The organism is Variovorax sp. OK605, from assembly GCF_900115445.1.
Lineage (GTDB): Bacteria > Pseudomonadota > Gammaproteobacteria > Burkholderiales > Burkholderiaceae_C > Variovorax.
In genome coordinates this window covers 72,251-95,931 of the sequence record NZ_FOWL01000002.1, presented here as the reverse complement: position 1 = coordinate 95,931, position 23,681 = coordinate 72,251, and the positions used below count along the sequence as shown (strand labels likewise).

Genomic DNA, 23,681 nt, shown 5'->3' with positions numbered 1-23,681 from the left:
CGCCATGACCGCCGCCACCTTTCCGTTCGAAGCCATCGAGGGCCACGGCTTCGTGCATCCGCCCGCCGCGCACCTGGCGATCGACCTGCTGGCGCTGTTGCGGCCCGCCTCGGGCGCGCACGAGATCCGCGTGCGCGTGGTGCCCGGCGCGCAGCTTGCCGCGACCCTGGCCGGTGGCAGCTTCATCGGGCTCACGCCCTCGGTGCCGGTGTCGGCCGCGTCGCTGCACGGCGGCTGGCTGGTGGGGCGCGTGCCGGGCCGCTTCTTCACCACCGACACGGCCACGCCGGTGCGGCTCGACGCGGGCGGCACGGCCTGGTCGATCGACTTCAACATCTCGCACACCGAAAACCCGAACGGCATCGCGGCCCCTTGCGACCTGTGGGTGCTGCTGGGCCTGCACGCGGGCGAGCCCACGCCGCACACGCTGCGCATGCACTTTCCGCAGCGCTGGGTGGGCCCGGACGGACAGGAGACGGCGCACGGCGATGACGCACCCGGCTCGATGGCGGCGGAGAGCTTCCAGCTTGAATTCCGCTAGCGGGCGCACAGGCCGCACAGGCCGCGCAAGCCGCCACGGCGGCACAGGCCCTTCACCGGCATCGAAGCGGCAGGCCGTGGCGGCACCGCCGCGCCCGCGGGCTGCGGGCATGGCCGCCTCGCACACCGCTGCAGATCCGCCACGCACCGCCGGCGCCTGTGCCTGCGGCGGCTCGTGCCCGCGCTGCGCGGCGGCGCGGCAAGGCACGCCCTTGCCGGCTGCGGTTCGCACGCCGCTCGAACGCGGGCTGGGCCTGCCGCTGGACACGGTGCGCGTGCATGCCGGCGACGCAGCGGCGCGGCGCGCGGGCGCTCGCGCGTTCGCCTCGGACGAGGCCGTGATGCTCGGCGGCACCATGCCTTCCGCCGAGCGCATCGGCGGCCGCTTCCTGCTGGCGCATGAACTGGCGCACGTCGCGCAACTTCGCAACACGGGCCCGCGTGAAAGCAAAGGCACGGCACACGACGCAGGCGCGGAGCGCGAAGCCGATCACGCCGCCGCGCGCTTCGCCTTCGGCCTGCACCCCCAGCCCATCAGGCACCGCCCCGCGGCCGACGCGTTGCTCGCGAGCCCGCTGTCCGACAGCGTCGATGCGATCTGGCTCTCGGCCGCCGACAAGGGCCGCGTGTTCGACGCGCTGCGCGCGCAGTCGCCGGTGGCCGATGCGGACCTCGACCGGCTGCTGGAGCGCATCTTCGCGGCCGGCTCCGACGACCTGTGGCTGGCGCGGGCCATCGTGCGCAACGGCCCCGAGCCGCTGTGGCCCACGGCCGACCTCGACGAGCGCCGGCGGCGCCAGCGCGACCATGGCTGGGCCGAGGAGCGCGGCGGCATCCGCGCGTCGCTGCTCACCACGGCGGGCGGGCGCTCGGTCGACGCCTTCTTCTTTCCGGGCACCAGCGACGAGCGCGCGCTGGTCATCGCGGGCGTGCACGGCTCGGAGCAAGGCGGCATCGAGGTGGCTCGGATGCTGATCCAGACGCTGCACAACGCACTGCTGCGGCCGTACTACACGGTCATCGTCGTGCCCACGCTCTTCCCGGACAACGCGGCCACGCGCACGCGTGAAGGCAGCACCCCCACCAACCGCAACTTTCCGAGCCCCGGCCAGGGCCTCGACGCGGCCACGCCCGCGAGCGGCACGCCGGTGGACGCGGGCTCGCCGGTGGACGCGGGCTCGCCGGCACGGGCGATCCTGCCGGAGAACATCGCGCTGATGCGGCTCGTCGAGCGCTTCCGCCCGAGCCGCATCGCGAGCGTGCACGGCTCGAGCACGCGCAGCGCGGCCGGCATCTTCAGCGACGCGCACACGGTGTCGGCCGCGGCGCGCACGCGGGCCGGCAGCACGGCCGGCGTGGCGCTGCTGGAAACGCTGGCGGCCGCGCGCACCGCGAGCGACCAGACGCTCGCGCTGGCGATGGCGGGCGACATGGCCCGTCGCGGCTTCGGCCGCGGCGTGCAGGGCAACCACCTGGGCGGCACGCCGACCACCGGCTGGAGCGGCGCGACGCCGGGCGGCACCTCGCTGGGCGGCTGGGGACCGCAGGACATCACCGAAGGCCGCGCGACCGACCGGCCGTCGATGAGCGTCATCACGGTCGAGGTGGCGACCAACACGCGCAGCACCGACCTGCGCGGCACCGCGGCCACGGCGCGCGGGGCCGAACTGGCGAGCTACCGCGACGTGATCCAGGACATCTTCCTGGGACCGCCCTGAAGGCAACCGAAGGCAGGCAGCGGCGCTAGCCGGCCTCGGCCACGCCGTGGCGGTCGATGCCGTACTTCTTCAGCAGCTTGCCGAACGCGCGCCGCTCCTTGCCCGCGATGCGCGCGGCCTGCGTGACGTTGCCGCCGGACTGGCGCAGCACGTTGACCACGTAGTCGCGCTCGAACATGCGCACCGCCTCGGCCTTGGCGTCCTGGAAGTTGGCGGGGCCACTGGTGTGCCAGCGCATCGGGTCGTCGCCCAGCGCCGGATGCGCTGGATGCACCGGATGCGACGCGTGCCCCACCGTGTTGCCGTCGGCCATCAGCAGTTCGCGGTGCACCCAGTTCTCGAGCTCGCGCACGTTGCCGGGCCACGGCTGGCGGCGCAGCCACTCGAGCGTGACCTCGTCGAAGCGGCGCCCTGGCAGGCCGTACTTGGCGCAGAAGGCCTCCAGGAAATGGTGTGCGAGCAGCTCCGCGTCGCCGGGACGCTCGCGCAGCGCGGGCAGGCGCACGTGGAGGATCTTCAGCCGGTACATGAGGTCGGCGCGAAAGCAGCCGCCTTCCACCGCCATGTCGAGCGGCTGGTTGGTGGCGGTGACCAGGCGCACGTCGGTGCGCAGCTCGCGCGCGCTGCCCAGCGGCCGGTAGCGCTGGTCCTGCGCGAAACGCAGCAGCACCACCTGCGCCTTGGCGCTCAGCGCATCGACCTCGTCAAGGAACAGCGTGCCGCCGTTGGCCTCGGCCACGAGGCCGCGGCGCGAGGCCTTGGCATCGGTGAAGGCGCCGCGCTCGTGGCCGAAGAGTTCGGCCTCGAGCAGGTGGTCGGGCAGCGCGCCGCAGTTGACGGGCACGAACGGCCCCTTGCTGCGCTGGCCCCATGCATGCACCGCGCGTGCCGCGAGCTCCTTGCCGCAACCGGTCTCGCCTTCGACGAGCACCGGCGCATCGCTGGCCGCCACGCGGCGCAACTGGCCGAGCATGCCGACGAAGCGGGGCGACGCCCCGACGAGAGGCTGGCCCGACACATCGACGCCATGGCCGGTGTGCAGCTCGCTCGGCAAGGGCGATAGAAAGCAGGCTTGGAACACGCAATGACCCGGGTAGTGGATGACGCGGTGGTAATCGACTGGCGGGCCATCGTGTGCCGAGGGTCCCTCCCCGGTCAATATTCCATTAGTGAAGGCACACCTTCCGTACTACCGATTTCCGTAGGAAGTTAAGCGTAAAGGCCTCTTCCGGGGGCATGAAGATGTTTCACAACGAAACCTGCATCGGCTTGAACACGCGCAGCCACTTGGGCGCGGGCAGGTTCCAGCGCGTCTGTATCGTCTGTGCGCGCTCGGCCAGCAGCTCGCGCTTGGGCCGGCTCGCGGTGCGCTGCGCGAGCACCACGGTGTTGCCTTCACGCGTCGGCTTGAAGGCCCACACGGCATTGGCACCGAAGGCACCGGCAATTTTCTCGAGGCTGCGTTCGTAGCTCGACGAGCGGCCGAAGAGGTTGACGGTCATGCAGCCGTCCTCGGTGAGCAGCGCGCGGCAGTCGGCGTAGAACTCTTCGCTGTCGAGCACGGGTGCGGCGGCCTCGTGGTCGTACAGGTCGACCTGCAGCGCGTCGACCGTGCCGTGCCACTCGGGCTTGCGGATCTCCGCGGCCGCATCGGCGATCACCACGCGCAGCTTCGGGTCGTCGGGCGGCAGCTTGAACCAGCCGCGGCAGGCCGACACCACCTGCGGGTTGAGCTCGACCGCGGTGGTGCGCATGCGCAGGATCTTGCGGCTGAACTTGGTGAGCGTGGCCGCGCCCAGGCCGAGCTGCATCGCATGGCGGCTGGCCACGGTCTTGCCGTCGGCGAACAGCAGCCAGGCCATCATGCGTTGCACGTACTCGAGTTCGATCTCGAAGGGCGCGTCGAGCTTCATCGAGCCCTGGACCCATTCGGTGCCCAGGTGGAGGTAACGGATGTCGCCCCAGTCGGAGAAATTGACTTCGGGGAGGACGGGAGGTTTGGCGGGTGTTTTGCTCGATGCCATCAGAGAAGGTGGTGGGCGACTAGAACCTCGCGCCAGGCCGCGAGCTTGCGCTCGAAGCTCCACGACGCGTTGGCGGGGCTGGTGGATGGCAGCGAATGGACCGGCACCCCGAGGGTGCGCGTGTGGCGTGCGTGCTTGAAGCTCTCGCCACCGTTGTGCGCAATGGCGGCGAGCTTCGGCAGGTGCAGGCCCGCGATGTCGTTCACCACGGGCGAGCGGATCGCCGAGTCGAGGCTGCCCTCGCGCTCGCAGGCGCCGTAGACGTCCCACACGCCCAGGCCGCGGTCGAGCAGCCATTGGCAGCGCGCTGCGTAGCTGTCGGCGCCCGAAGGCTGGGGAATGTCGGGCCACACGGCTTGCAGGATCTTCCAGAACTGGTTTTGGGGGTGTGCATAGTACTGCTGCCGTTCGAGCGACTTGACCCCGGGGAAGCTGCCGAGCACGAGCACCGAGGTGTTCGGCGAGACGATGGGTGCGAGGCCGGTGAGCACGGCACCGGGCGCGGCGGAAGAATTCATGGACGGCATCGTGCCACTTTCGCGGCCCATGAAAAAACCCGCCGAAGCGGGTTCTTTCGAGGCACCGATAAAGGCCCAGGAGGCCTGTGCGGGCTTACTTCTTGGCGGCTTCGTTCTCGGCCGTGCCGGGAATCTTCTCGCCGATGGCGGCGCCGGTGCTGCGCATGCCGTCGGCTGCCTTGTGGCCGGTGTTCTCGACCGCTTCACCGGTCTTGCTGGCCGCGTTCTTGGTGGCGTTGGTGGCCTTCTTGGTGGTGCGCTTGGTGGCGTCCCATGCCTTCTCGGTGCCGTTTTCGGTGGCGTTCACGGCCTTCTTGGTCGTGCGCTTGGTGGCGTTCCAGGCCTTCTTGCTGCCGTTTTCGGTGGCGTTGACGGCCTTCTTGGTGGTGCGCTTGGTCGCATCGACAGCGTCGGAGCCGGCTTCCTTCACCTTCTCGGTGGTGGTGGGCTCGGCGGTGGCGGGGGCAGCGGTCTGAGCCACGGCCGACACGCCGATGGAGGCGAGCGCCAGCGCGAGGACGACGGGCATGGTGCGAATGAAAGACGTGGTCATGTAAAGGCTCCTTGTTGGATGAAGTTTTGAAGTGACTGACTTGCCACTGGTCTAAGCAACGAACTTCCGAACCTCAAGGATGACAGCAAATCCACGGCATCTGCACACTTGGTTGCAGGTCGGGACATTGGCCTACGCCGGGTGCGGCGGGCGTTCCGACAAGCGCATCAGACTTTCGAGCCGTGGCAGCGTTTCGAGCGCATTCCGGGTGGTGGCTTCGGCCAGTTCCTCGATGCCGATGCCCCGCAGCCCGGCCACCACCTGCGCGATGCGCGGCAGCTCGCCGGGGTCGTTGCGGCCCTGCGCCTCGCCAGCGTCGCGCTGGGCCTGCGTGCGGTAGAGCCAGTGCGGCTGAATGTCGGGCGCATCGGTCTCCATGACGATCGACGCGAGCGGCAGGGTCGCGGCCAGCCTGCGCAATTGCAAAGCACGCTCGAAGGTCACTGCACCGCCGAAGCCCAGCCTCAGCCCGACGTCGATGCAGGCCTGCGCCTGCTGCTCGCTGCCGTTGAATGCATGCGCGATGCCCAGCCACGGGCGCCCGCCCGCCGTCTGGCGCAAATGCTTGAGCACCTTGTCGACCGAACGCCGCACATGGATCAGCACGGGTAACCCGTGCTTGCGTGCCAGTTGCAACTGAGTGTGAAAAAAACGCTCCTGTTTCGGGCCGTCGAGGCCTTCGACGAAATAGTCGAGCCCGATCTCGCCGACCGCCACCAGCCGCGGGTCGTCGCGCCGTGCGCTCAGTTCGGCGTCGAGCGTGTCGAGGTCTTCGTCCTTCGCATCGCCGGTGCACAGCGGGTGGATGCCCAGCGCGTAGCTGTCGCCTTGCGCATGCGCCAGCTCGCGCACGGTGGCGAAATTGAAGACCGCCACCGCGGGAATGACGCACATCGCCACCCCCCGTTGGGCAGCGCGCGCGCGGATCGCGGGCATCTCCGCACCGAATTCGGGCGCGTCCAGATGGCAGTGGGTATCGACGAAGGTAGCCATCGCACGATGATGCCCGAAGGGATGCACAGCCGCGGAAAGCGTGCTACTGTGAACTCCTTCACGCGATATTTTTGCCGGAGGTGCCCCGATGCGCAGGCCAGCTTTCTACAGCCGTTCGCCCCGCACGCCGCCACCGGCCGCAGACCAGGCGGCCGATCAGGCGGACGGGCTCGCATCGTCCGAAGCGGGCGCAACGGCGGTTGCCGCGGCGTCCCGCCAACCTCCCATTTCTCCCATCCCCTCCGTTTCGAAGACCGGCTGGCAACCCGGGCGCAAGAGCTTCGCGCTGCTCTTCGTCCTGTCGGCCGCGCTGGTCACCGGCGCCGCGCTGTGGGCGCCTCGCCCGGGCGCCAAGGCCCTCACCCAGAAAGACATCGACGCGGCCGTGCTGCGCACGCTCCAGACCAACACCCTCCCCTCGCCCGCGGCCAAGGCGGCCGACATCATCCGGCCTTCGGTGGTGCGGGTGGTGAGCTACGGCGAAGAGAAGCACACGCCCGAGGCCAGGACGCAGAAGCGCGGGCGCAACGTGGCCAAGGGCAAGCCGCCCGAAGCGCCCAACGACGGCGGGCCGAGCGACGAAGTCGAGCGCGGCGTGGGCACGGGCGTGGTGATCGTCGACAAGGGCGTGATCCTGACCAACCTGCACGTGGTCGCGGGCTCCGACAAGATCAAGGTCACCTTCTACGACGGGCTGGAAGCCGTGGCCACCATCACCGGCGTGCAACCCGAGAACGACCTCGCGGTGCTGCAGGCGCAGAAGATTCCCGACGACCTGATTCCCGCCACAATGCGCTCCACCGCCGACCTGCGCCCCGGCGACCAGGTGGCCGCGGTGGGCTTTCCGTTCGGCATCGGGCCTTCGGTGTCGGCCGGCGTGGTGTCGGGCCTGAAGCGCTCGTTCCGCTCGCCCGAGGGCAAGCAGGAACTCGGCAACCTGATCCAGTTCGACGCGGCCGCCAACCCCGGCAACTCGGGCGGCCCGCTCATCAACATGGACGGCGAGGTGCTGGGCATCGTCACCGCCATCCTCAACCCGACGCAGCAGCGCACCTTCATCGGCATCGGCTTCGCGGTGCCCATCGAGAACGCTGCCTCCGCCGCGGGTTCGCCGCCGTTCTGAGCCTTCTTTCTTTCCCTCTACGAAAGCCCTTCGCATGAGCACAGAGACCGCCAACCCCACGCCCGCGGGCACCGCCGAACTGATGGAGCAGATCCTCTACGAGGTGAAGCGCGTGGTCGTCGGCCAGGACCGCTTCCTGGAGCGCGTGATGGTCGCCATGCTCGCGGGCGGGCACCTGCTGGTCGAGGGCGTGCCGGGCCTTGCGAAGACGCTCACCATCAAGACGCTGGCCGACACGGTGCGCGGCCACTTCAAGCGCATCCAGTTCACGCCCGACCTGGTGCCGGCCGACCTGGTGGGCACGCGCATCTACAACCAGAAGACGGGCGAGTTCAGCACCTCGCTGGGCCCGGTGTTCGCCAACCTGCTGCTGGCCGACGAAATCAACCGCGCGCCGGCCAAGGTGCAGAGCGCGCTGCTCGAGGTGATGCAGGAACGCCAGGTCACCATTGCCGGCGAGACGCACAAGGTGCCGCGCCCCTTCCTGGTGATGGCCACGCAGAATCCCATCGAGACCGAAGGCACCTACCCGCTGCCCGAGGCGCAGGTCGACCGCTTCATGATGAAGGTGCTGGTCGACTACCCGAGCGACGAGGAAGAGTTCGTGATCGTGCAGCGCGTGATCGGCCCGCCGGTCGAGGCCACGGCCGTGGCCACCACCGAGCAGCTGGCCGCGTTGCAGGCCGAGGCGCGCCGCGTGTACGTCGATCCGTCGCTGATCCAGTACGCGGTGAAGCTGGTGTCGGCCACGCGCACGCCCGAGAAGCACGGCCTGAAGGACCTGCGCCGTTTCATCACCTTCGGCGCCAGCCCGCGCGCCAGCATCAGCCTGACCGAAGGCGCGCGCGCCCTGGCCCTGCTGCGCGGGCGCAGCTATGCGCTGCCCGAAGACATGACCGCGCTGGTGGCCGACGTGCTGCGCCATCGCGTGACGCTTTCCTATGAAGGCTTGTCCGAGGGCCTGACGCCCGACGGGCTGGTCGAGAAGATCATGCGTGCAGTGCCCGCTCCCCCCAAGCCGCTCGAACATGAAAAGCTGGTGGCGTAAGGCCCCCGCGGCCGCCAACGACGAACGGCTGGCCGCCGAAGCGGCCGTGGCCGGCGGGACCGAGCGCGCGCTGCGCCGGCTCGAGTGGACCGTGATCCGCCGCCTCGACGGGCTGCTGCAGGGCGACTACCGCACGCTGATGCGCGGTGCCGGGCTCGACCTGGCCGACCTGCGCGAATACCAGCACCACGACGACGTGCGCCACATCGACTGGAACGTCACCGCGCGGCTGCAGACGCCGCACGTGCGCGTGTTCACCGAAGACCGCGAGATGGCCGCCTGGTTCGTGCTCGACCTGAGCCGCTCGGTGGACTTCGGCTCGGGCCTGAAGGCCAAGCGCGAGATTTCCGCCGGCTTCGTCGGCGTGCTGGCGCGGCTGCTCACGCGGCACGGCAACCGGGTGGGCGCGCTGGTCTACGGCAACGACCTGGAGGCCGTGATTCCGCCGCGCACCGGGCGCCGCCATGTGCTGCACCTGCTGCATGCAATGGAGAAACGCGCCGACAAGGCCGAAGTGGCGCCCGTGCAAAAAGGCATGACGCGGCTGGACGACCTGCTGAAGTCGGCCGCCGCGCTGATGCCCCGGCGCTCCACCGTGTTCGTGGTGTCCGACTTCCTGAGCGAGCCCGGCTGGGAACGCCCGCTCGGGCAACTGGTGCAACGCCATGAGGTGATTGCCGTGCGCCTGTTCGATCCGCTCGAGCTCGAGCTGCCCGACCTGGGCCTGGTGCCGCTGTGCGATGCCGAGACCGGCGAGCAGCTCTGGGTCGACACGCACGACGCCGGCTTTCGCAAGCGCTTCGCGCGCCTGGCGTCCGAGCGCGAGACCGCACTGCGCGCGGCGCTGGCCAAGGCCGGCGTCGATGCCCTCGAACTCTCGACCAACGACGACCTGGTGGAAGCCATCGTCCGTTTCGCCGACCTGCGCAAGCGCCGCACGCGCAGCGGCTCGGCTGGCATGAAGGCGGTGGCAGCATGACGTTTCTCTGGCCTCAATTCCTCTACCTGCTGGCCGCCTTGCCGCTGCTGATCCTGCTCTACCTGTGGCTGCTGCGGCGCAAGAAGAAGCTGGCGGTGCGCTACGCGAGCCTGTCGATCGTGCGCGAGGCCATGGGCCCGGCGCAGAGCCTGCGCAGGCATCTTCCGCCGCTGCTGTTCCTGCTGGCCATGGCCGCGATGCTGGTGGCCGCGGCGCGGCCGATGGCGGTGGTGGTGCTGCCGTCGAACCAGCAGACCATCATCCTGGCGATGGACGTGTCGGGCAGCATGCGCGCGGCCGACGTGCTGCCCAACCGGCTGGTGGCGGCGCAGGAAGCGGCCAAGAGCTTTATCAAGGACCTGCCGCGCAGCGTGAAGGTGGGCGTGGTGGCCTTCGCGGGCAGCGCGCAGGTGGCGCAGCTGCCCACCACCAACCACGAAGACCTGGTGACCGCCATCGACAGCTTCCAGCTGCAGCGCGCCACCGCCACGGGCAATGCCATCGTGGTGTCGCTGGCCACGCTGTTCCCCGACGCGGGCCTGGACGTGGAGCAGTTCAGCGCACCGAGCCGCCAGCGCGGCGCGGCCATCGACCAGTCGGAGAAGAAGCTCAAGGACTTCACGCCCGTGGCGCCCGGCTCGTTCACCTCGGCCGCGATCATCATGCTGACCGACGGCCAGCGCACCACCGGCGTCGACCCGCTCGACGCAGCCAAGGCCGCGGCCGACCGCGGCGTGCGCATCTACACGGTGGGCGTGGGCACGGTGGACGGCGAGACCATCGGCTTCGAGGGCTGGTCGATGCGCGTGCGGCTCGACGAGGACACGCTCAAGGCCATCGCCAACAAGACCAATGCCGAGTACTTCTACGCGGGCACCGCCGACGACCTGAAGAAGGTCTACAACACGCTGAGTTCCAAGCTCACCGTGGAGAAGAAGGAAACCGAAATCTCCGCGCTGTTCGCGATGGGCGCCGCCGTGCTCACGCTGCTGTCGGCCGGGCTGTCGCTGCTGTGGTTCAACCGGATTCTCTAGGCTTGCCTACGTGTCGGTAGGCTTCGGCAGGGCCTGAAGGCCCGCCAGCACCTCGCGCAGGATTTCCTCGGACAAGGCCTCGTCGTCCACCGCGCGGGCCAGCACCACGCCGCCGTACATCGCGGCGAGCATGCGAATCGCATCGCCCCGGGCGTTCTTCTTCGTGCGCCAGGGGAAGTTGCCGGCAAAGCGCCCGATGACCGACTTCAGGTACGTCGTCAGCGAGGTGCTCACGCCTTGCGCGCTGCCCGCCTGCCCCGCGAAGGCCGCCACCAGGCAGCCGTCGGCGCGCGCGTCGCGGTGCTCGTGGCTCAGGTAGTCGCGCACATAGGCGCGCATGCCCTCGGGCGTTTCGCCGGCCGCGTCGAGCTCGACCAGCGCACCGTCCGCGGAGTGCGCGATGCACTCGGCCATCAGCGCCTCCTTCGACTCGAAGTGGTTGTAGAAGGGCCCGTGCGTGAGGCCGGTGGCTTTCATGATCTCGCTCACGCTGACGCCGAAGCCGCGCTCCTTGAACAGGCGCGAGGCTTCCACAAGGATCTTCTGGTGCCTTTCGGCGGTTTCTGCTGCGGGGTATCGCATGTGACCTCTTCCTGCTGCGGGGTACTTCGAACACTGGCTTGACGCTAAGCATGATAGCCATCATGCTTCGGCCGATCAAACATGATGATCATCATGCTTGATCACCCAACCTACTCCTGAATGGATTCGAAATGAGCGAACAAGCAAGCCTCGGCACCGCCGTCGTCACGGGCGCCTCCGCCGGTCTCGGCAAGATCTACGCAGACCGCCTGGCCCGCCGCGGGTACGACCTGCTGCTGGTGGCCCGGCGCGGCGACCTGCTGGAAGAAGTGGCGAAGACCCTGCGCGCGGCCTACGGCGTGAAGGTGCAGGCGCTGGCGGCCGACCTGGGCGCGGCGGCAGACCTCGAGCGCGTGGCCCAGGCGGTGGCCACCGACCCCGCGATCACGCTGCTGGTGAACAACGCCGGCACCTCGACGCTGGCGCCCGTGGCGCAGACCTCCACCGGGCAGTTGCAGTCGATGCTCGACGTGAACATCCAGGCGCTGGCCCGCCTGAGCCACGCGGTGCTGCCCGCCTTCAAGGCGCGCAACCGCGGCACGCTGGTCAACATCGGCTCGGTACTGGGCTTCCACACGCTGCCGATCAGCAGCATCTACAGCGGCACCAAGGCCTTCGTGCTGGCGTTCACGCGCGGGCTGCAGGACGAGGTGGCGGGCACCGGCGTGAAGGTGCAGCTGGTGCTGCCGGCGGCCACGGCCACCGACATCTGGGAGCTGTCGGGCGTGCCGGTGTCGAACCTGGCCGAAGGCACGGTGATGGCCGCCGAGCACTGCGTGGACGCCGCGCTGGCCGGGCTCGACCAGGGCGAGGCGATCACGATGCCGTCGGTGAACGAAGCGGCATTGCTTGCCGGCTTCACCGATGCGAGCGCCAAGCTGTTCGGCGCGTCGCAGAGCGGCAAGCCGGCGGCGCGCTACGCGGTTACTCGGTGACCGCCTGGGCGGCCGCTGCAGCCGCTGTGGCCGCTGTGGCCATTGCGGCCTTCGCGGCCTCGATGGCCGCATAGTCCGGCGACTTCACCGCGCCGATGCCGCCCAGGAACAGGTCGGCCACGATCGGCGCAATCGCCGTGTGGTCGAGCCGGCCGTTGGGCTTCATCCAGGTGAACATCCAGTTGATCATGCCGAACAGCAGCATGGTCAGCGGCTTGGCGAGCTCGTCGCTGGGCGCGCCGGGGCGTATCGCCGACACCGCGCGCGCAAAGCCCGCGACCACCTCGCGCTCCTTGTCGAGCACGCGCTCGCGGTCGGCCTCTTCGAGAAAGCGCACGTCGTCGGTCAGCACGCGGTGCGCGTCCTGCGCGCCGGCGTATTCCTCGACGATGCGATAGATGAAGCGGCGCAGGCGCTGCTCGTCGGTGTGCGTGGAAGCCTCTTCCTCGGCCACCAGCGCGGCCAGCTTGGACACGTGCGTCTCGGCAATGCTGATCAGCAGGCTGCTCTTGTCCTTGTAGTAGTGATAGAGCGTGGCCTTCGACAGGCCGCAGGCCTCGGCCACCTGGTTCATCGAGGTGGCCGGGTAGCCGCTGCGCGCGAACAGCTGGGCGGCCTGCGCAAGGATCAGTTCACGCTGGTCGTCGTAGGTGGCGGATCTTCCACGCGGCATCGGGTCGGGTTCCTGGGTTGATCGGGTGATCGGTTGAAGGCAACAGGCGATCTTGCACGAAGCACCGGCGCGCTCAGCCGCCCTCGCCCCGTTCGCCCCGTTCGCCTCGCTTGGTGGCGATGAGCGAGCGCACGTCGGTCTGCGGCAGCCGTGGCCGGCCGGCCTCCACCTGCGCGAGCGGCGCCACCTCGTGCAGGCTCGCGAGGCTGCGCACCGTGAGCGCCTGGTAGGTCTGCGTGCCTTCGAGCTTCCACGCGATCTCGTCGTCGCTCAGCTCGCGCCGCACCTTCGCCGGAATGCCCGCCACCAGCGAGCGCGGCGGCACCTTCATGCCGGCCGGCACGAAAGCGCAGGCGGCCACGATCGACTTCTCGCCGATCTCGGCCTCGTCCATCACCACCGCGTTCATGCCCACCAGCGCGTCGCGCCGCACGATGCAGCTGTGCAGGATCGCGCCGTGGCCGATGTGGCCGTTGACCTCCACCACCGTGTCGTTCTCCGGAAAGCCGTGGATGCAACAGTGGTCCTGCACGTTGGCGCCCTCCTCCAGCACGATGCGCCCGAAGTCGCCGCGCAGGCTCGCGCACGGGCCGACGTAGCAGCGGGGGCCGACGATCACGTCGCCGATCAGCACGGCCGTGGGGTGCACGTACGCGCTCGGGTCGACGACCGGGATCACGCCGTCGATGGAATAGCTGGGCATTCGGTCTCCTTGTTGTCTCGGGTTGGCACAAGTTTTCGCGGGTCCTAGGGTTTGCCCTGAATAGCCCCCGCTTGTGCCGTTGCCGAGGTCGATCCTAAAATCAACCGAACGGTCGGTCAATAGTGTTTGCGCTTTGAACGGCTCCCACGAAGGATGAAAGAGACACGCCATGACTGAGCCTTTGGTTCTCATCAGCAACGCCGGCGCGGTGCGCACGCTGAGCCTCAACCGCCCCGCGGCGCTCAACAGCTTCACCACCGAGCTGCATGCCGCGCTGATGGCCGCACTGGAATCGGCGGCAACCGATGCCGGCGTGCGCTGCGTGGTGCTCACCGGCGCCGGCCGCGCCTTCTGCGCCGGCCAGGACCTGGCGGACCCCTCGGTCGCGCCCGACCCGGCGCCCGGCGCCGCGCCCAAGGACCTGGGCCACGTCATCTCCACTTACTACGCCCCGCTGGTCGCGCGCCTGCGCTCGATGCCGGTGCCGGTGGTTGCCGCCGTGAACGGCGTGGCCGCCGGCGCGGGCGCCAACCTCGCGCTGTGCTGCGACCTCGTGGTGGCCGGCCGCTCGGCCAGCTTCATCCAGGCCTTCACCAGGATCGGCCTGGTGCCCGACACCGGCGGCACCTGGCTGCTGCCGCGCCTCGTGGGCTCGGCACGCGCGCTGGGCATCGCGATGCTGGGCGACAAGCTGCCCGCCGAGGAAGCGGCGCGCATCGGCCTGATCTGGCAATGCGTGGACGACGCGGCGCTCACCGAAACCACCGCCGCGCTGGCACTCAAGCTGGCCGGCATGCCCACGCGTGCCCTGGTCGCCACGCGCCAGGCCATGGCCGACGCACAAGACATGGACCTGGCGACCGCGCTCGACGAGGAAGCCCGCGTGCAGCGCGCCATGGGCAATGCCGACGACTACCGCGAAGGCGTCGAGGCCTTCCGCGCCAAGCGCGCACCCATCTTCAAGGACCGCTGAGCCGTGACCACATCCCACACTTCCGACACCACCCGCACGCCCCAGCAGACCGCCGAGTACGTGCGCGACGGCATGTTCGCCAACGACAACGCGAGCAAGGGCCTGGGCATGCGCATCGTCGAGGTCGGCCCCGGCCAGGCCACGCTGGAGATGCGCGTGCGCCCCGACATGCTCAACGGCCACGCCATGTGCCACGGCGGCTTCATGGCCACGCTGGCCGACTCGACCTTCGCCTTCGCCTGCAACTCGTACAACGAGTTGACCGTGGCCTCGGGCTTCGCCATCGACTTCATCGCCCCGGCGCGCGAGGGCGACCTGCTCACCGCGCGCTGCCAGGAAGTGTCGAAGGCCGGGCGCACCGGCGTGTACGACACCGAAATCACCAACCAGCGCGGCGAGCGCATCGCGATCTTCCGCGGCCGCTCGTACACGGCCAAGGGCCGCCCCGCTGTCGCAGCCTGAGGAGACAAGCACCATGACCGTCAAACACCCCGCCCCCGGCGAGCTCGACCCCATCGAGACCGCCAGCCGCGACGAGATCGCCGCGCTGCAGCTCACGCGCCTGCGCGCCACGCTGCAGAACGCCTACGACAACGTGGCGCACTACCGCAAGGCCTTCGACGCCAAGGGCGTGCACCCCGACGACCTGAAGTCGCTGGCCGACCTGTCGAAGTTCCCGTTCACGGTGAAGAGCGACCTGCGCGACAACTACCCCTTCGGCATGTTCGCCGTGCCGCGCGAAAAGGTCGCGCGCATCCACGCGTCCTCCGGCACCACCGGCAAGCCGACCGTGGTCGGCTACACGCTGAAGGACATCGACACCTGGGCCGGCCTGGTGGCGCGCTCCATCCGCGCGGCGGGCGGGCGGCCCGGCGACATGATTCATGTGTCGTACGGCTACGGCCTGTTCACCGGCGGCCTGGGCGCGCACTACGGCGCCGAGCGCGCGGGCTGCACCGTCATCCCGATGTCGGGCGGCCAGACCGAGAAGCAGGTGCAGCTCATCCAGGACTTCAAGCCGAACATCATCATGGTCACGCCCAGCTACATGCAGGTGATCATCGAGCAGTTCGAACGCCAGGGCCTGGACGCGAAAGACAGCTCGCTGCAGATCGGCATCTTCGGCGCCGAGCCGTGGACCGAGGCCATGCGCCGCGACATCGAGGCCAAGGCCGGCCTGGACGCGGTCGACATCTATGGCCTGTCCGAAGTGATGGGCCCGGGCGTGGCCAGCGAATGCGTGGAGAGCAAGGACGGCCCGGTCATCTGGGAAGACCACTTCTACCCCGAGATCATCGACCCCGAGACCGGCGAGCTGAAGGCCGACGGCGAAGAAGGCGAACTGGTCTTCACCTCGCTGAGCAAGGAGGCCATGCCCATCGTGCGCTACCGCACGCGCGACCTCACGCGCCTGCTGGCGCCCACCTCGCGCTCGTTCCGCCGCATGGGCAAGATCGTCGGTCGCAGCGACGACATGATGATCATCCGCGGCGTGAACGTGTTCCCCACGCAGGTCGAAGAGATCGTGCTCGCGCACCAGGCGCTGTCGGGCCTGTACCAGGTGCACGTGAGCCGCGCCGACAAGCTCGACCAGGTCGAGGTGCACTGCGAGCTCAACCCGGCCGACGCCGCGTCGGCCGACCGCGCCGCCATCGGCGACTGGGTGCAGCACCGCGTGAAGACGCTCATCGGCATCTCCACGCGCGTGGTGGTCCATGCGCCCAACGAGATGGAACGCACCCAGACCGGCAAGGCGCGCCGCGTGATCGACACGCGCCCGCGCTGAAGCCCGTCCCTTCGAACTTCTAGAAGATTTGCCCCCGATGACATCGAGCCTCCGAAGCATCGCCCTCGCCTGCGCCACCGTGGCGCTGGCCGGCTGCGCCGCCACCTCCACGCCCACCGCACCGGTCGGCAAGGTCACCATCAAGCGTGACGCCTACGGCGTGCCCCACGTGTATGCCAACGACGTGCGCGGCCTGTTCCATGGCTTCGGCTACGCGGTCGCCGAAGACCGCCTGTTCCAGATGGAGATGGCGCGCCGCGCGGTGCTGGGCACGGTGTCGGAAGTGATGGGGCCGAAGTACGTGACGCTCGACCAGGGCAGCCGCGCGAGCTTCACGCCCGACTCGATCCGCGCGCAGATGGCGCGCCTGTCGCCCGACGACAAGGCCATCTTCGACGGCTATGCCGCCGGTTTCAACGCCCGCGTGAAGGAAGTGCTGGCCGCGCCCGCCACCCTGCTGCCCAAGGAATACAACGACGCCGGCTTCATGCCCAAGGCCGACTGGACCGGCTACGACGTGGCCATGATCTGGGTCGGCACCATGGCCAACCGCTACTCCAACGTGAGCAGCGAGGTCGCCAACCTGCGCCTGCTGGAGCAGCTGCGCAAGGCGCGCGGCGACATCGAAGGCCGCAAGCTGTTCGACCAGATCCGCTGGGTCGAAGACCCGCTCGCGCCGACGACCGTGCCGCGCACGGGCGCCACCGCCGCGGCGCAAATCGCGCCCGCCGGCACCACGGCCGCGCACGCTGCACAGCTCGCCGCGGTGTCGCCCGAGCTGCTGGTCGCACGCAACGAGACCGACGCCGCACGCCGCGGCGTCGCCCAGCCGTGGACGCGCCCCATCGCCAGCAACCTCTGGATCGCCGGCCCGAAGAAGACCACCGACGGCAGCACCGTCTTCATCAACGGCCCGCAGTTCAACTGGTTCAACCCCTCGTATGTGTTCGGCATCGGCCTGCACGGCGCGGGCTTCGACGTGACGGGCAACACGCCGTTCGCGCACCCCGTGGTGCTGTTCGGCACCAACGGCAAGATCGCCTGGGGCGCCACCGCCGGGCCGCTGGACGTGAACGACATGTACCAGGAGAAGCTCAACCCGGCCAACCCGCACGAGTACCTGTTCAACGGCGCCATGCGCCCGATGACCCAACGCACCGAGGTCATCAAGGTCAAGGGCCAGCCCGACCAGAGCGTGGACGTGTACGCCACCGTGCACGGCATCGTCACCAATTTCGACATTCCCAACGGCACCGCCTATTCGATGAAGCGCAGCTGGGACGGCTACGAGCTCGAATCGCTGCTCGGCTGGATCCACTCGATGCAGGCGCAGAACTGGGACCAGTGGCTCAAGCAGGCCTCGCGCGTGGCCATCACCATCAACTGGTACTACGCCGACACCAGCGGCAACATCGGCTATGTGTCGCCCGGCCGCCTGCCGCTGCGCCCCGCCTCGCAGGACATCCGCCTGCCCGCGGTGGGCGACGGCTCGATGGAGTGGCTGGGCATCCGCCCCTTCGGCGAAGACCCCAAGACCTACAACCCGGCGCAGGGCTACGTCGCCAACTGGAACAACCAGTCGGCACCCGGCGCGGTGAGCGACGGCGGCAACTACTCGGTGGTCGACCGCGTGCGTGAATTCACCGCGCGGCTCGAAGCCAAGCCCAAGCTCACGCCCGACGAACTGTGGGGCCTGACCCGCACCACGGCCTATGCCGACACCAACGCGCGCTACATCGTGCCGTTCGCGGTCGAGGCCACGCGCAACCTGCGCCCCGCCGACCCCGCGCGCCGCGCCGCGCAGATGCTGGCCGGCTGGAACGCGCTGAACGAAGACCCGGCCGAGCGCGGCGTCTACGACAGCCCGGCCACCACGCTCATGATGACGTGGCTGCCCATCCTCTACCGCACGGTGCTGGCCGACGACCTGCCGCCCGAGGTGTTCGCCGCCTATGCGGGCAACGGCTATGCCAACGCCACGCAGGTCGCTAGCATCCGCCCCGGCAACGGGCTGAAGCTGGTCTACAACGCACTGCTCGGCCCCAAGGCCGGCGTGCCGCAGACCTACGACTTCTTCAACGGCCAGGACAAGAACGCCGTGCTGCGTGCCACGCTCACCGAAGCCATGGCCGACTTGCAGAAGCGCTACGGCAGCGACACCGCCAAGTGGCGCACCCCCGTGGTGAAGCACGCCTTCCTCACGAGCAACTTCATCGGCGCGCCGCAGGCCAGCGCCGACGAACTGCTCACGCTGCCGAGCTTCATGAACCGCGGCTCGCAGAACGACAAGGTGGTGCTCGGTGCCAACGGCGTCGCGCTGTGCACCGCCGCACCGCCCGGACAGAGCGGCTTCGTCGCACCCGACGGCCGCAAATCGGCGCACTATGCCGACCAGATGACGCTCTTCAAGGACTTCGGCTGCAAGAGCGAAGCGCTGACGCCGGCCGACGTGGACCGCCACGTCGAGTCGACCAAACAGCTGAGCTACTGAACCGACTCGACGACCCTTTCACCTTTCAAGGAGAACCGCGATGTACACACAAGCCATGGACACCATGGGCAAGGACGCAGGCGACGGCAAGCAGAAAGCCGTGCGCTCGGCCGAGGAAATGCAGCTCGAGCAGCGCTTCGACGCCCACATCGACGCGGGCGACTTCATCGAGGCCAAAGACTGGATGCCCGAGCACTACCGCAAGACGCTGGTGCGCCAGATCAGCCAGCACGCGCACTCCGAGATCGTCGGCATGCTGCCCGAAGGCAACTGGATCAGCCGCGCGCCCACGTTGAAGCGCAAGGCCATCCTGCTGGCCAAGGTGCAGGACGAAGGCGGCCACGGCCTCTACCTGTACGCCGCGGCCGAGACGCTGGGCACCTCGCGCGACCAGATGTTCGACGCGCTGCACAGCGGCAAGGCCAAGTACAGCTCGATCTTCAACTACCCCACGCTGACCTGGGCCGACATGGGCACCATCGGCTGGCTGGTGGACGGCGCGGCCATCATGAACCAGGTGCCGATCTGCCGCTGCTCGTACGCACCGTATGCGCGCGCCATGATCCGCATCTGCCGCGAGGAGAGCTTTCACCAGCGCCAGGGCTACGAAGCCCTGCTGACCATGATGACCCACGGCACCGACGCGCAGAAGGCGATGGTGCAGGACGCGGTGAACCGCTGGTGGTGGCCCTCGATCATGATGTTCGGCCCGCCGGACGACCAGTCGCCCAACTCCGCGCAGTCGATGCGCTGGGGCATCAAGCGCTTCAGCAACGACGAGCTGCGCCAGAAGTTCATCGACGCCGCCGTGGAGCAGGCCGCCATCCTCGGCGTGACCCTGCCCGACCCCGACCTCAAGTGGAACGAAGAGCGCCAGGCGCACGACTTCGGCGCCATCGACTGGAGCGAGTTCTGGCGCGTGATCGGCGGCGACGGCCCCTGCAACCGCGAGCGCCTGCAGGCCCGCGTCGACGCCTGGGAAGACGGCGCATGGGTGCGCGAAGCCGCGATGGCCCACGCCAACAAACAACCGATGAAGGAAGCAGCATGAGCACCGAAGCAAAACAAGAATGGCCCCTGTGGGAAGTGTTCGTGCGCAGCAAGGCCGGCCTGGACCACAAGCACTGCGGCAGCCTGCACGCCGCCGATTCGAAGATGGCCATCCAGATGGCGCGCGACGTGTACACGCGCCGCCAGGAAGGCAGCAGCATCTGGGTGGTGCGCTCCGAGCAAATCGTGGCCAGCGACCCGGGCGACAAGGACATGTTCTTCGACCCGGCGGAAGACAAGGTCTACCGCCATCCCACCTTCTACGCGTTGCCCAAGTCGGTCGACCACATGTGAGCGGCACGCCATGCAAGCATCGATCGAACTGAACCGCACGCCGGCCGTGCAATACCTGCTGCGCATCGGCGACACCTGCCTGGTGCTGGCGCAGCGCCTGGGCGAGTGGTGCGGCCACGCGCCCGCGCTGGAAGAAGACATCGCGATGGCCAACATCGCGCTGGACCTGGTGGGCCAGTCGCGCGCGCTGCTCACGCACGCCGGCAAGCTGGAAGCCGAAGGCGCCGGCGAAGGCCTCGTGCACGATGAAGACCAGCTGGCCTACCTGCGCGAAGAGCGCGACTACTTCAACCTCACCATCGCCGAGCTGCCGCGCGGCGACTTCGCCTTCGCCGTGGTGCGCAACACGATGGTGTCGACGCTGCTCAAGCTGCTGTGGCAGCGCCTGGCCGCATCGAACGACGCCGAGGTGGCCGCCATCGCCGGCAAGGCGCTGAAGGAAGCGCGCTACCACCAGCAGCACTCGGCCGACTGGGTCGTGCGCCTGGGCGACGGCACCGAAGAGTCGCGCCGCCGCACCGAGAAGGCGCTCAAGCAGCTGTGGCTGTACATGCCCGAGCTGTTCGAGAGCGACGACGTCGAGGCGCAAGCCAGCGCCAGCGGCCTCGGCCCCGCATGGAGCGAGCTGCGCGAGCCTTGGCTCGCCGAGATGCAGCACGTGCTCGACGCCGCCGGCCTCGCCATGCCCAAGGAAGCGGCCTTCCGCAGCACCGGCAAGCAGGGCGTGCACAGCGAGCACATGGGCTACATCTTGGCCGAGATGCAGCACCTGCAGCGCAGCTTCCCCGGGGGCGTGTGGTGACCTCCGGCGCCATGACGGCCTCGCGCGTCGATGCGGCCTGGGCGGTCCTGCACACGGTGCTCGACCCCGAGGTGCCGGCCGTGTCGGTCTGCGACCTGGGCATCGTGCGCGACGTGATCGAACACGACGACGGCCTGGAGATCGTGCTCACGCCCACCTACTCCGGCTGCCCCGCGACCGAGGCCATCGAGCACGACGTGCTGGCCGCCATCGCGCAGGCCGGCCTGGGCCAGGCCCGCGCCACGCTGCGCCGCGCGCCGGCCTGGTCGAGCGACTGGATCAGCGACGAAGGCCGCGCCAAGCTCAAGGCCTACGGCATCGCGCCGCCGGCGCACCTCACGCCCGAAGCCGCCGCCAACACCGCCATGCCGATCAAGCTGTTCGGCCGCATCGCCGGCGAGCGCATCGCCTGCCCGCGCTGCGCGAGCGAGCGCACCGAGCGCCTGTCGGCCTTCGGCTCCACCGCCTGCAAGGCGCTGTACCGCTGTATCGCCTGCCGGGAACCTTTCGAACATTTCAAGCCTATCTGAGGCACCCCACACGATGAGCACCCTCTTCCACCCCCTGCGCGTGAAGGCCATCGAGCCCGACACGGCCGAGGCCGTCATCGTCTCCTTCGAAGTGCCCACCGACCTGCAGGAAGTCTTCGGCTTCACGCAGGGCCAGTACCTCACGCTTCGCAAGGACATCGACGGCCAGGACCTGCGCCGCTCCTATTCGATCTGCGCCGGCCTGGACGACGGCGAGCTGCGCGTCGGCGTGCGCAAGGTGCGCGGCGGCGTGTTCTCCAACTGGATCAACGCCAGCCTGCAGCCCGGCGACACCCTGCAGGTGATGGCGCCGCAGGGCCGCTTCTTCGTGCCGATCGAGCCGTCCTCGGCGCGGCACCACGTCGGCATTGCCGGCGGCAGCGGCATCACGCCCATCCTGTCGATCATGAAGACGGTGCTGGCGCGCGAGCCCGCGAGCCGCTTCACGCTGATCTACGGCAACCGCCAGCTGCAGTCCACGATGTTCAAGGAAGAAATCGAGGACCTGAAGAACCGCTACATGACGCGCCTGGTGCTGCAGCACGTGTTCTCCGACGAACACACCGACTCGCCCCTGGGCTTCGGCGTGATGAACCGCGAGAAGATCGGCGAATTCCTGAAAAGCGTGGTGCCCGCCGCGCGCATCGACCACGTCTACGTGTGCGGCCCGTTCCAGATGAACGACGAGGCCGAGGCCGCGCTGCTGGACGCCGGCGTGCCCGAGGCGCGCATCCACATCGAACGCTTCGGCGTCGCGCTGCCCTCGGCCGCGCAGGTGGGCGCGGTGGTGCACGAGGCGCAGCCGGGCGACGCCAAGCAGGCGCGCGTGACCATCGTGCGCGACGGCCTGCAGCGCGAGATCACCTACACCGAAGGCCAGCCCAGCATCCTGGACGCGGCCTCCGCGGCCGGGCTCGAAGTGCCGTTCTCGTGCACCTCGGGCGTGTGCGGCACCTGCCGCGCGAAATGCGTGGACGGGGAAGTCCGCATGGAAAGAAACTTCGCGCTCGACAAGAATGAAGTGGCTGCCGGTTTCGTACTGACCTGCCAGGCACACCCCCTGACCGAACGCGTCACGCTCTCGTTCGACGAGCGCTGAGATACTTCAGGCCTCAACTTTTATTTCAACCCGGAGACAAGCCAACCATGAAATTCTTCAAGCCCCTGCTGATCACTGCCCTGTGCGCCACGGCCCTCTCGGCCTGGGCCGACGTCAACGTCGGCGTGACCATCTCGGCCACCGGCCCGGCCGCTTCGCTGGGCATTCCCGAGAAGAACACGATCGCCCTGATGCCCAAGACGATCGGCGGGCAGAAGATCAACTACATCGTGCTGGACGACGCGTCCGACACCACGGCCGCCGTGAACAACACGCGCAAGCTCATCGCCGAGAACAAGGTCGACGTGATCCTGGGCTCGACCACCACGCCGGCCTCGCTGGCCATGATCGACGTGGCCAGCGAAGCGCAGACGCCGATGATCTCGGTGGCCGCCTCGGCCCGCATCATCGAGCCGATGGACGCCAAGAAGAAGTGGGTCTTCAAGACGCCGCAGAACGACATCATGATGTCGCTGGCCATCGCCGAGCACATGGCCGCCAACGGCGTGAAGACCGTTGCCTTCATCGGCTTCTCCGACGCCTACGGTGAAGGCTGGTCGCAGGAATTCGCCAAGGCCGCCGAGCTGAAGAAGATCAAGGTCGTGGCCAACGAGCGCTATGCGCGCACCGACACCTCGGTGACCGGCCAGGCGCTGAAGATCATGTCCTCCAAGCCCGACGCGGTGCTGGTCGCAGGCTCCGGCACGCCGGCCGCGCTGCCGCAGAAGACGCTCAAGGAGCGCGGCTACAACGGCAAGATGTACCAGACGCACGGCGTGGCCAACGCCGACTTCCTGCGCGTGGGCGGCAAGGACGTCGAGGGCACCTTCCTGCCCGCCGGCCCGGTGCTCGTGGCCGACCAGCTGCCGGCCAGCAACCCGGTGAAGAAGTCCGCGCTGGCCTATGTGGCCGCGTACGAAGCCGCCTACGGCAAGGGTTCCGTGTCGACCTTCGGCGGCCACGCCTGGGACGCCGGCCTGCTGATGAGCTCGGCCGTGCCGGCCGCGCTGAAGAAGGCCCAGCCGGGCACGCCCGAGTTCCGTGCCGCGCTGCGCGACGCGCTCGAGCAGACCAAGGAAGTGGCCGGCGCGCACGGCGTGTTCAACATGACCGCGGCCGACCACCTGGGCCTGGACCAGCGTGCCCGCGTGATGGTGAAGATCGAGAACGGCGCCTGGAAATACCAGCCCTGATCTCCAGGGGTCGAACGAAAGGACACCGCGGGCCGGCGCG

The 23,681-nt window shown here is 69.0% G+C and carries 25 protein-coding genes; 17 read left to right on the top strand and 8 right to left on the bottom strand.

The window, feature by feature from the left end:
• Positions 1 to 4: 4 nt before the first annotated feature.
• The gene (locus BM013_RS04865; protein WP_093123579.1) at positions 5 to 541 is read left to right on the top strand and encodes a hypothetical protein; all 537 of its coding nucleotides are present in this window, start codon (positions 5 to 7) and stop codon (positions 539 to 541) included.
• 109 nt (positions 542 to 650) lie between these two features.
• Complete coding sequence (locus BM013_RS04860; RefSeq protein WP_177225424.1) at positions 651 to 2,258, top strand: eCIS core domain-containing protein; 1,608 nt, start codon at positions 651 to 653, stop codon at positions 2,256 to 2,258.
• Positions 2,259 to 2,283: 25 nt separating this feature from the next.
• Here BM013_RS04860 and BM013_RS04855 read toward each other — a convergent pair whose 3' ends face one another.
• From BM013_RS04855 to BM013_RS04835, 5 genes are all read right to left on the bottom strand, one after another.
• Positions 2,284 to 3,339 carry a sigma-54 interaction domain-containing protein gene (locus tag BM013_RS04855; RefSeq protein ID WP_256219770.1) on the bottom strand — a complete coding sequence of 352 codons (1,056 nt, stop codon included), beginning with the start codon at positions 3,337 to 3,339 and terminating at the stop codon, positions 2,284 to 2,286.
• 166 nt (positions 3,340 to 3,505) lie between these two features.
• On the bottom strand, positions 3,506 to 4,282 hold the full coding sequence (locus BM013_RS04850; protein ID WP_093123573.1) for a class I SAM-dependent methyltransferase: 777 nt from the start codon (positions 4,280 to 4,282) through the stop codon (positions 3,506 to 3,508).
• Complete coding sequence (locus BM013_RS04845) at positions 4,282 to 4,800, bottom strand: DNA-deoxyinosine glycosylase (protein ID WP_093125130.1); 519 nt, start codon at positions 4,798 to 4,800, stop codon at positions 4,282 to 4,284. Before BM013_RS04845 ends, BM013_RS04850 begins: the two co-directional genes overlap by 1 nt.
• Positions 4,801 to 4,894: 94 nt before the next feature.
• Entirely contained in the window at positions 4,895 to 5,353 is a 459-nt protein-coding gene (locus tag BM013_RS04840; protein ID WP_093123570.1) for a hypothetical protein, read from the bottom strand.
• A 132-nt stretch (positions 5,354 to 5,485) separates the two neighbouring features.
• Positions 5,486 to 6,346 carry a TatD family hydrolase gene (locus BM013_RS04835; protein WP_093123567.1) on the bottom strand — a complete coding sequence of 287 codons (861 nt, stop codon included), beginning with the start codon at positions 6,344 to 6,346 and terminating at the stop codon, positions 5,486 to 5,488.
• Positions 6,347 to 6,434: 88 nt separating this feature from the next.
• Here BM013_RS04835 and BM013_RS04830 point away from each other — a divergent pair, with 88 nt between their 5' ends.
• From BM013_RS04830 to BM013_RS04815, 4 genes are read left to right on the top strand one after another with little or no spacing between them, the layout of a single operon-like run.
• Positions 6,435 to 7,469, top strand: a complete 1,035-nt coding sequence (locus tag BM013_RS04830) for a S1C family serine protease (RefSeq protein WP_093123565.1) — start codon at positions 6,435 to 6,437, stop codon at positions 7,467 to 7,469.
• A 34-nt stretch (positions 7,470 to 7,503) separates the two neighbouring features.
• Positions 7,504 to 8,517 (top strand): AAA family ATPase, encoded by a 1,014-nt coding sequence (locus BM013_RS04825; RefSeq protein ID WP_093123562.1) that lies wholly within the window; start codon positions 7,504 to 7,506, stop codon positions 8,515 to 8,517.
• A complete protein-coding gene (locus BM013_RS04820; RefSeq protein WP_093123559.1) occupies positions 8,498 to 9,496 on the top strand; it encodes a DUF58 domain-containing protein in 999 nt (332 codons plus the stop codon). The genes BM013_RS04825 and BM013_RS04820 overlap by 20 nt, the downstream gene beginning before the upstream one ends.
• A complete protein-coding gene (locus BM013_RS04815; protein ID WP_093123556.1) occupies positions 9,493 to 10,530 on the top strand; it encodes a VWA domain-containing protein in 1,038 nt (345 codons plus the stop codon). Before BM013_RS04820 ends, BM013_RS04815 begins: the two co-directional genes overlap by 4 nt.
• 6 nt (positions 10,531 to 10,536) lie before the next feature.
• On the opposite strand, the gene BM013_RS04810 is transcribed toward BM013_RS04815, so the two are convergent.
• Entirely contained in the window at positions 10,537 to 11,112 is a 576-nt protein-coding gene (locus BM013_RS04810; RefSeq protein ID WP_093123553.1) for a TetR/AcrR family transcriptional regulator, read from the bottom strand.
• A 131-nt stretch (positions 11,113 to 11,243) separates the two neighbouring features.
• Between BM013_RS04810 and BM013_RS04805 the strand changes: the two genes are divergently transcribed.
• A complete protein-coding gene (locus tag BM013_RS04805; RefSeq protein ID WP_093123551.1) occupies positions 11,244 to 12,047 on the top strand; it encodes an SDR family NAD(P)-dependent oxidoreductase in 804 nt (267 codons plus the stop codon).
• Here the strand turns inward: BM013_RS04805 and BM013_RS04800 are convergent.
• Positions 12,037 to 12,720 (bottom strand): TetR/AcrR family transcriptional regulator, encoded by a 684-nt coding sequence (locus BM013_RS04800; protein ID WP_093123548.1) that lies wholly within the window; start codon positions 12,718 to 12,720, stop codon positions 12,037 to 12,039. The two genes, BM013_RS04805 and BM013_RS04800, sit on opposite strands and share 11 nt — an antisense overlap.
• Positions 12,721 to 12,793: 73 nt before the next feature.
• The gene (gene paaY, locus BM013_RS04795) at positions 12,794 to 13,423 is read right to left on the bottom strand and encodes a phenylacetic acid degradation protein PaaY (protein WP_093123545.1); all 630 of its coding nucleotides are present in this window, start codon (positions 13,421 to 13,423) and stop codon (positions 12,794 to 12,796) included.
• A 169-nt stretch (positions 13,424 to 13,592) separates the two neighbouring features.
• On the opposite strand from paaY, the gene BM013_RS04790 reads away from it, so the two are divergent.
• The 10 genes from BM013_RS04790 to BM013_RS04745 all read left to right on the top strand — a co-directional run bounded on the left by BM013_RS04790 (position 13,593) and on the right by BM013_RS04745 (position 23,641).
• Entirely contained in the window at positions 13,593 to 14,396 is an 804-nt protein-coding gene (locus BM013_RS04790; protein WP_093123542.1) for an enoyl-CoA hydratase-related protein, read from the top strand.
• A gap of 72 nt (positions 14,397 to 14,468) precedes the next feature.
• Positions 14,469 to 14,858, top strand: a complete 390-nt coding sequence (gene paaI / locus BM013_RS04785) for a hydroxyphenylacetyl-CoA thioesterase PaaI (protein ID WP_093125127.1) — start codon at positions 14,469 to 14,471, stop codon at positions 14,856 to 14,858.
• Between the two features lie 13 nt (positions 14,859 to 14,871).
• Entirely contained in the window at positions 14,872 to 16,182 is a 1,311-nt protein-coding gene (gene paaK, locus BM013_RS04780; protein ID WP_093123540.1) for a phenylacetate--CoA ligase PaaK, read from the top strand.
• A 37-nt stretch (positions 16,183 to 16,219) separates the two neighbouring features.
• Positions 16,220 to 18,673 carry a penicillin acylase family protein gene (locus tag BM013_RS04775; protein WP_093123537.1) on the top strand — a complete coding sequence of 818 codons (2,454 nt, stop codon included), beginning with the start codon at positions 16,220 to 16,222 and terminating at the stop codon, positions 18,671 to 18,673.
• Positions 18,674 to 18,713: 40 nt separating this feature from the next.
• Positions 18,714 to 19,724: a 1,2-phenylacetyl-CoA epoxidase subunit PaaA gene (paaA, locus tag BM013_RS04770; protein ID WP_093123534.1), complete on the top strand. Its 1,011-nt coding sequence runs from the start codon at positions 18,714 to 18,716 to the stop codon at positions 19,722 to 19,724.
• Positions 19,721 to 20,017 carry a 1,2-phenylacetyl-CoA epoxidase subunit PaaB gene (gene paaB, locus BM013_RS04765; protein WP_093123531.1) on the top strand — a complete coding sequence of 99 codons (297 nt, stop codon included), beginning with the start codon at positions 19,721 to 19,723 and terminating at the stop codon, positions 20,015 to 20,017. Before paaA ends, paaB begins: the two co-directional genes overlap by 4 nt.
• A 10-nt stretch (positions 20,018 to 20,027) precedes the next feature.
• On the top strand, positions 20,028 to 20,819 hold the full coding sequence (paaC, locus tag BM013_RS04760) for a 1,2-phenylacetyl-CoA epoxidase subunit PaaC (RefSeq protein ID WP_093123529.1): 792 nt from the start codon (positions 20,028 to 20,030) through the stop codon (positions 20,817 to 20,819).
• Between the two features lie 11 nt (positions 20,820 to 20,830).
• On the top strand, positions 20,831 to 21,349 hold the full coding sequence (gene paaD, locus BM013_RS04755; protein ID WP_093125124.1) for a 1,2-phenylacetyl-CoA epoxidase subunit PaaD: 519 nt from the start codon (positions 20,831 to 20,833) through the stop codon (positions 21,347 to 21,349).
• A 13-nt stretch (positions 21,350 to 21,362) separates the two neighbouring features.
• Positions 21,363 to 22,448 (top strand): 1,2-phenylacetyl-CoA epoxidase subunit PaaE, encoded by a 1,086-nt coding sequence (gene paaE / locus BM013_RS04750; RefSeq protein WP_093123526.1) that lies wholly within the window; start codon positions 21,363 to 21,365, stop codon positions 22,446 to 22,448.
• A 47-nt stretch (positions 22,449 to 22,495) separates the two neighbouring features.
• Entirely contained in the window at positions 22,496 to 23,641 is a 1,146-nt protein-coding gene (locus BM013_RS04745; protein ID WP_093123523.1) for an ABC transporter substrate-binding protein, read from the top strand.
• Positions 23,642 to 23,681: the final 40 nt, after the last annotated feature.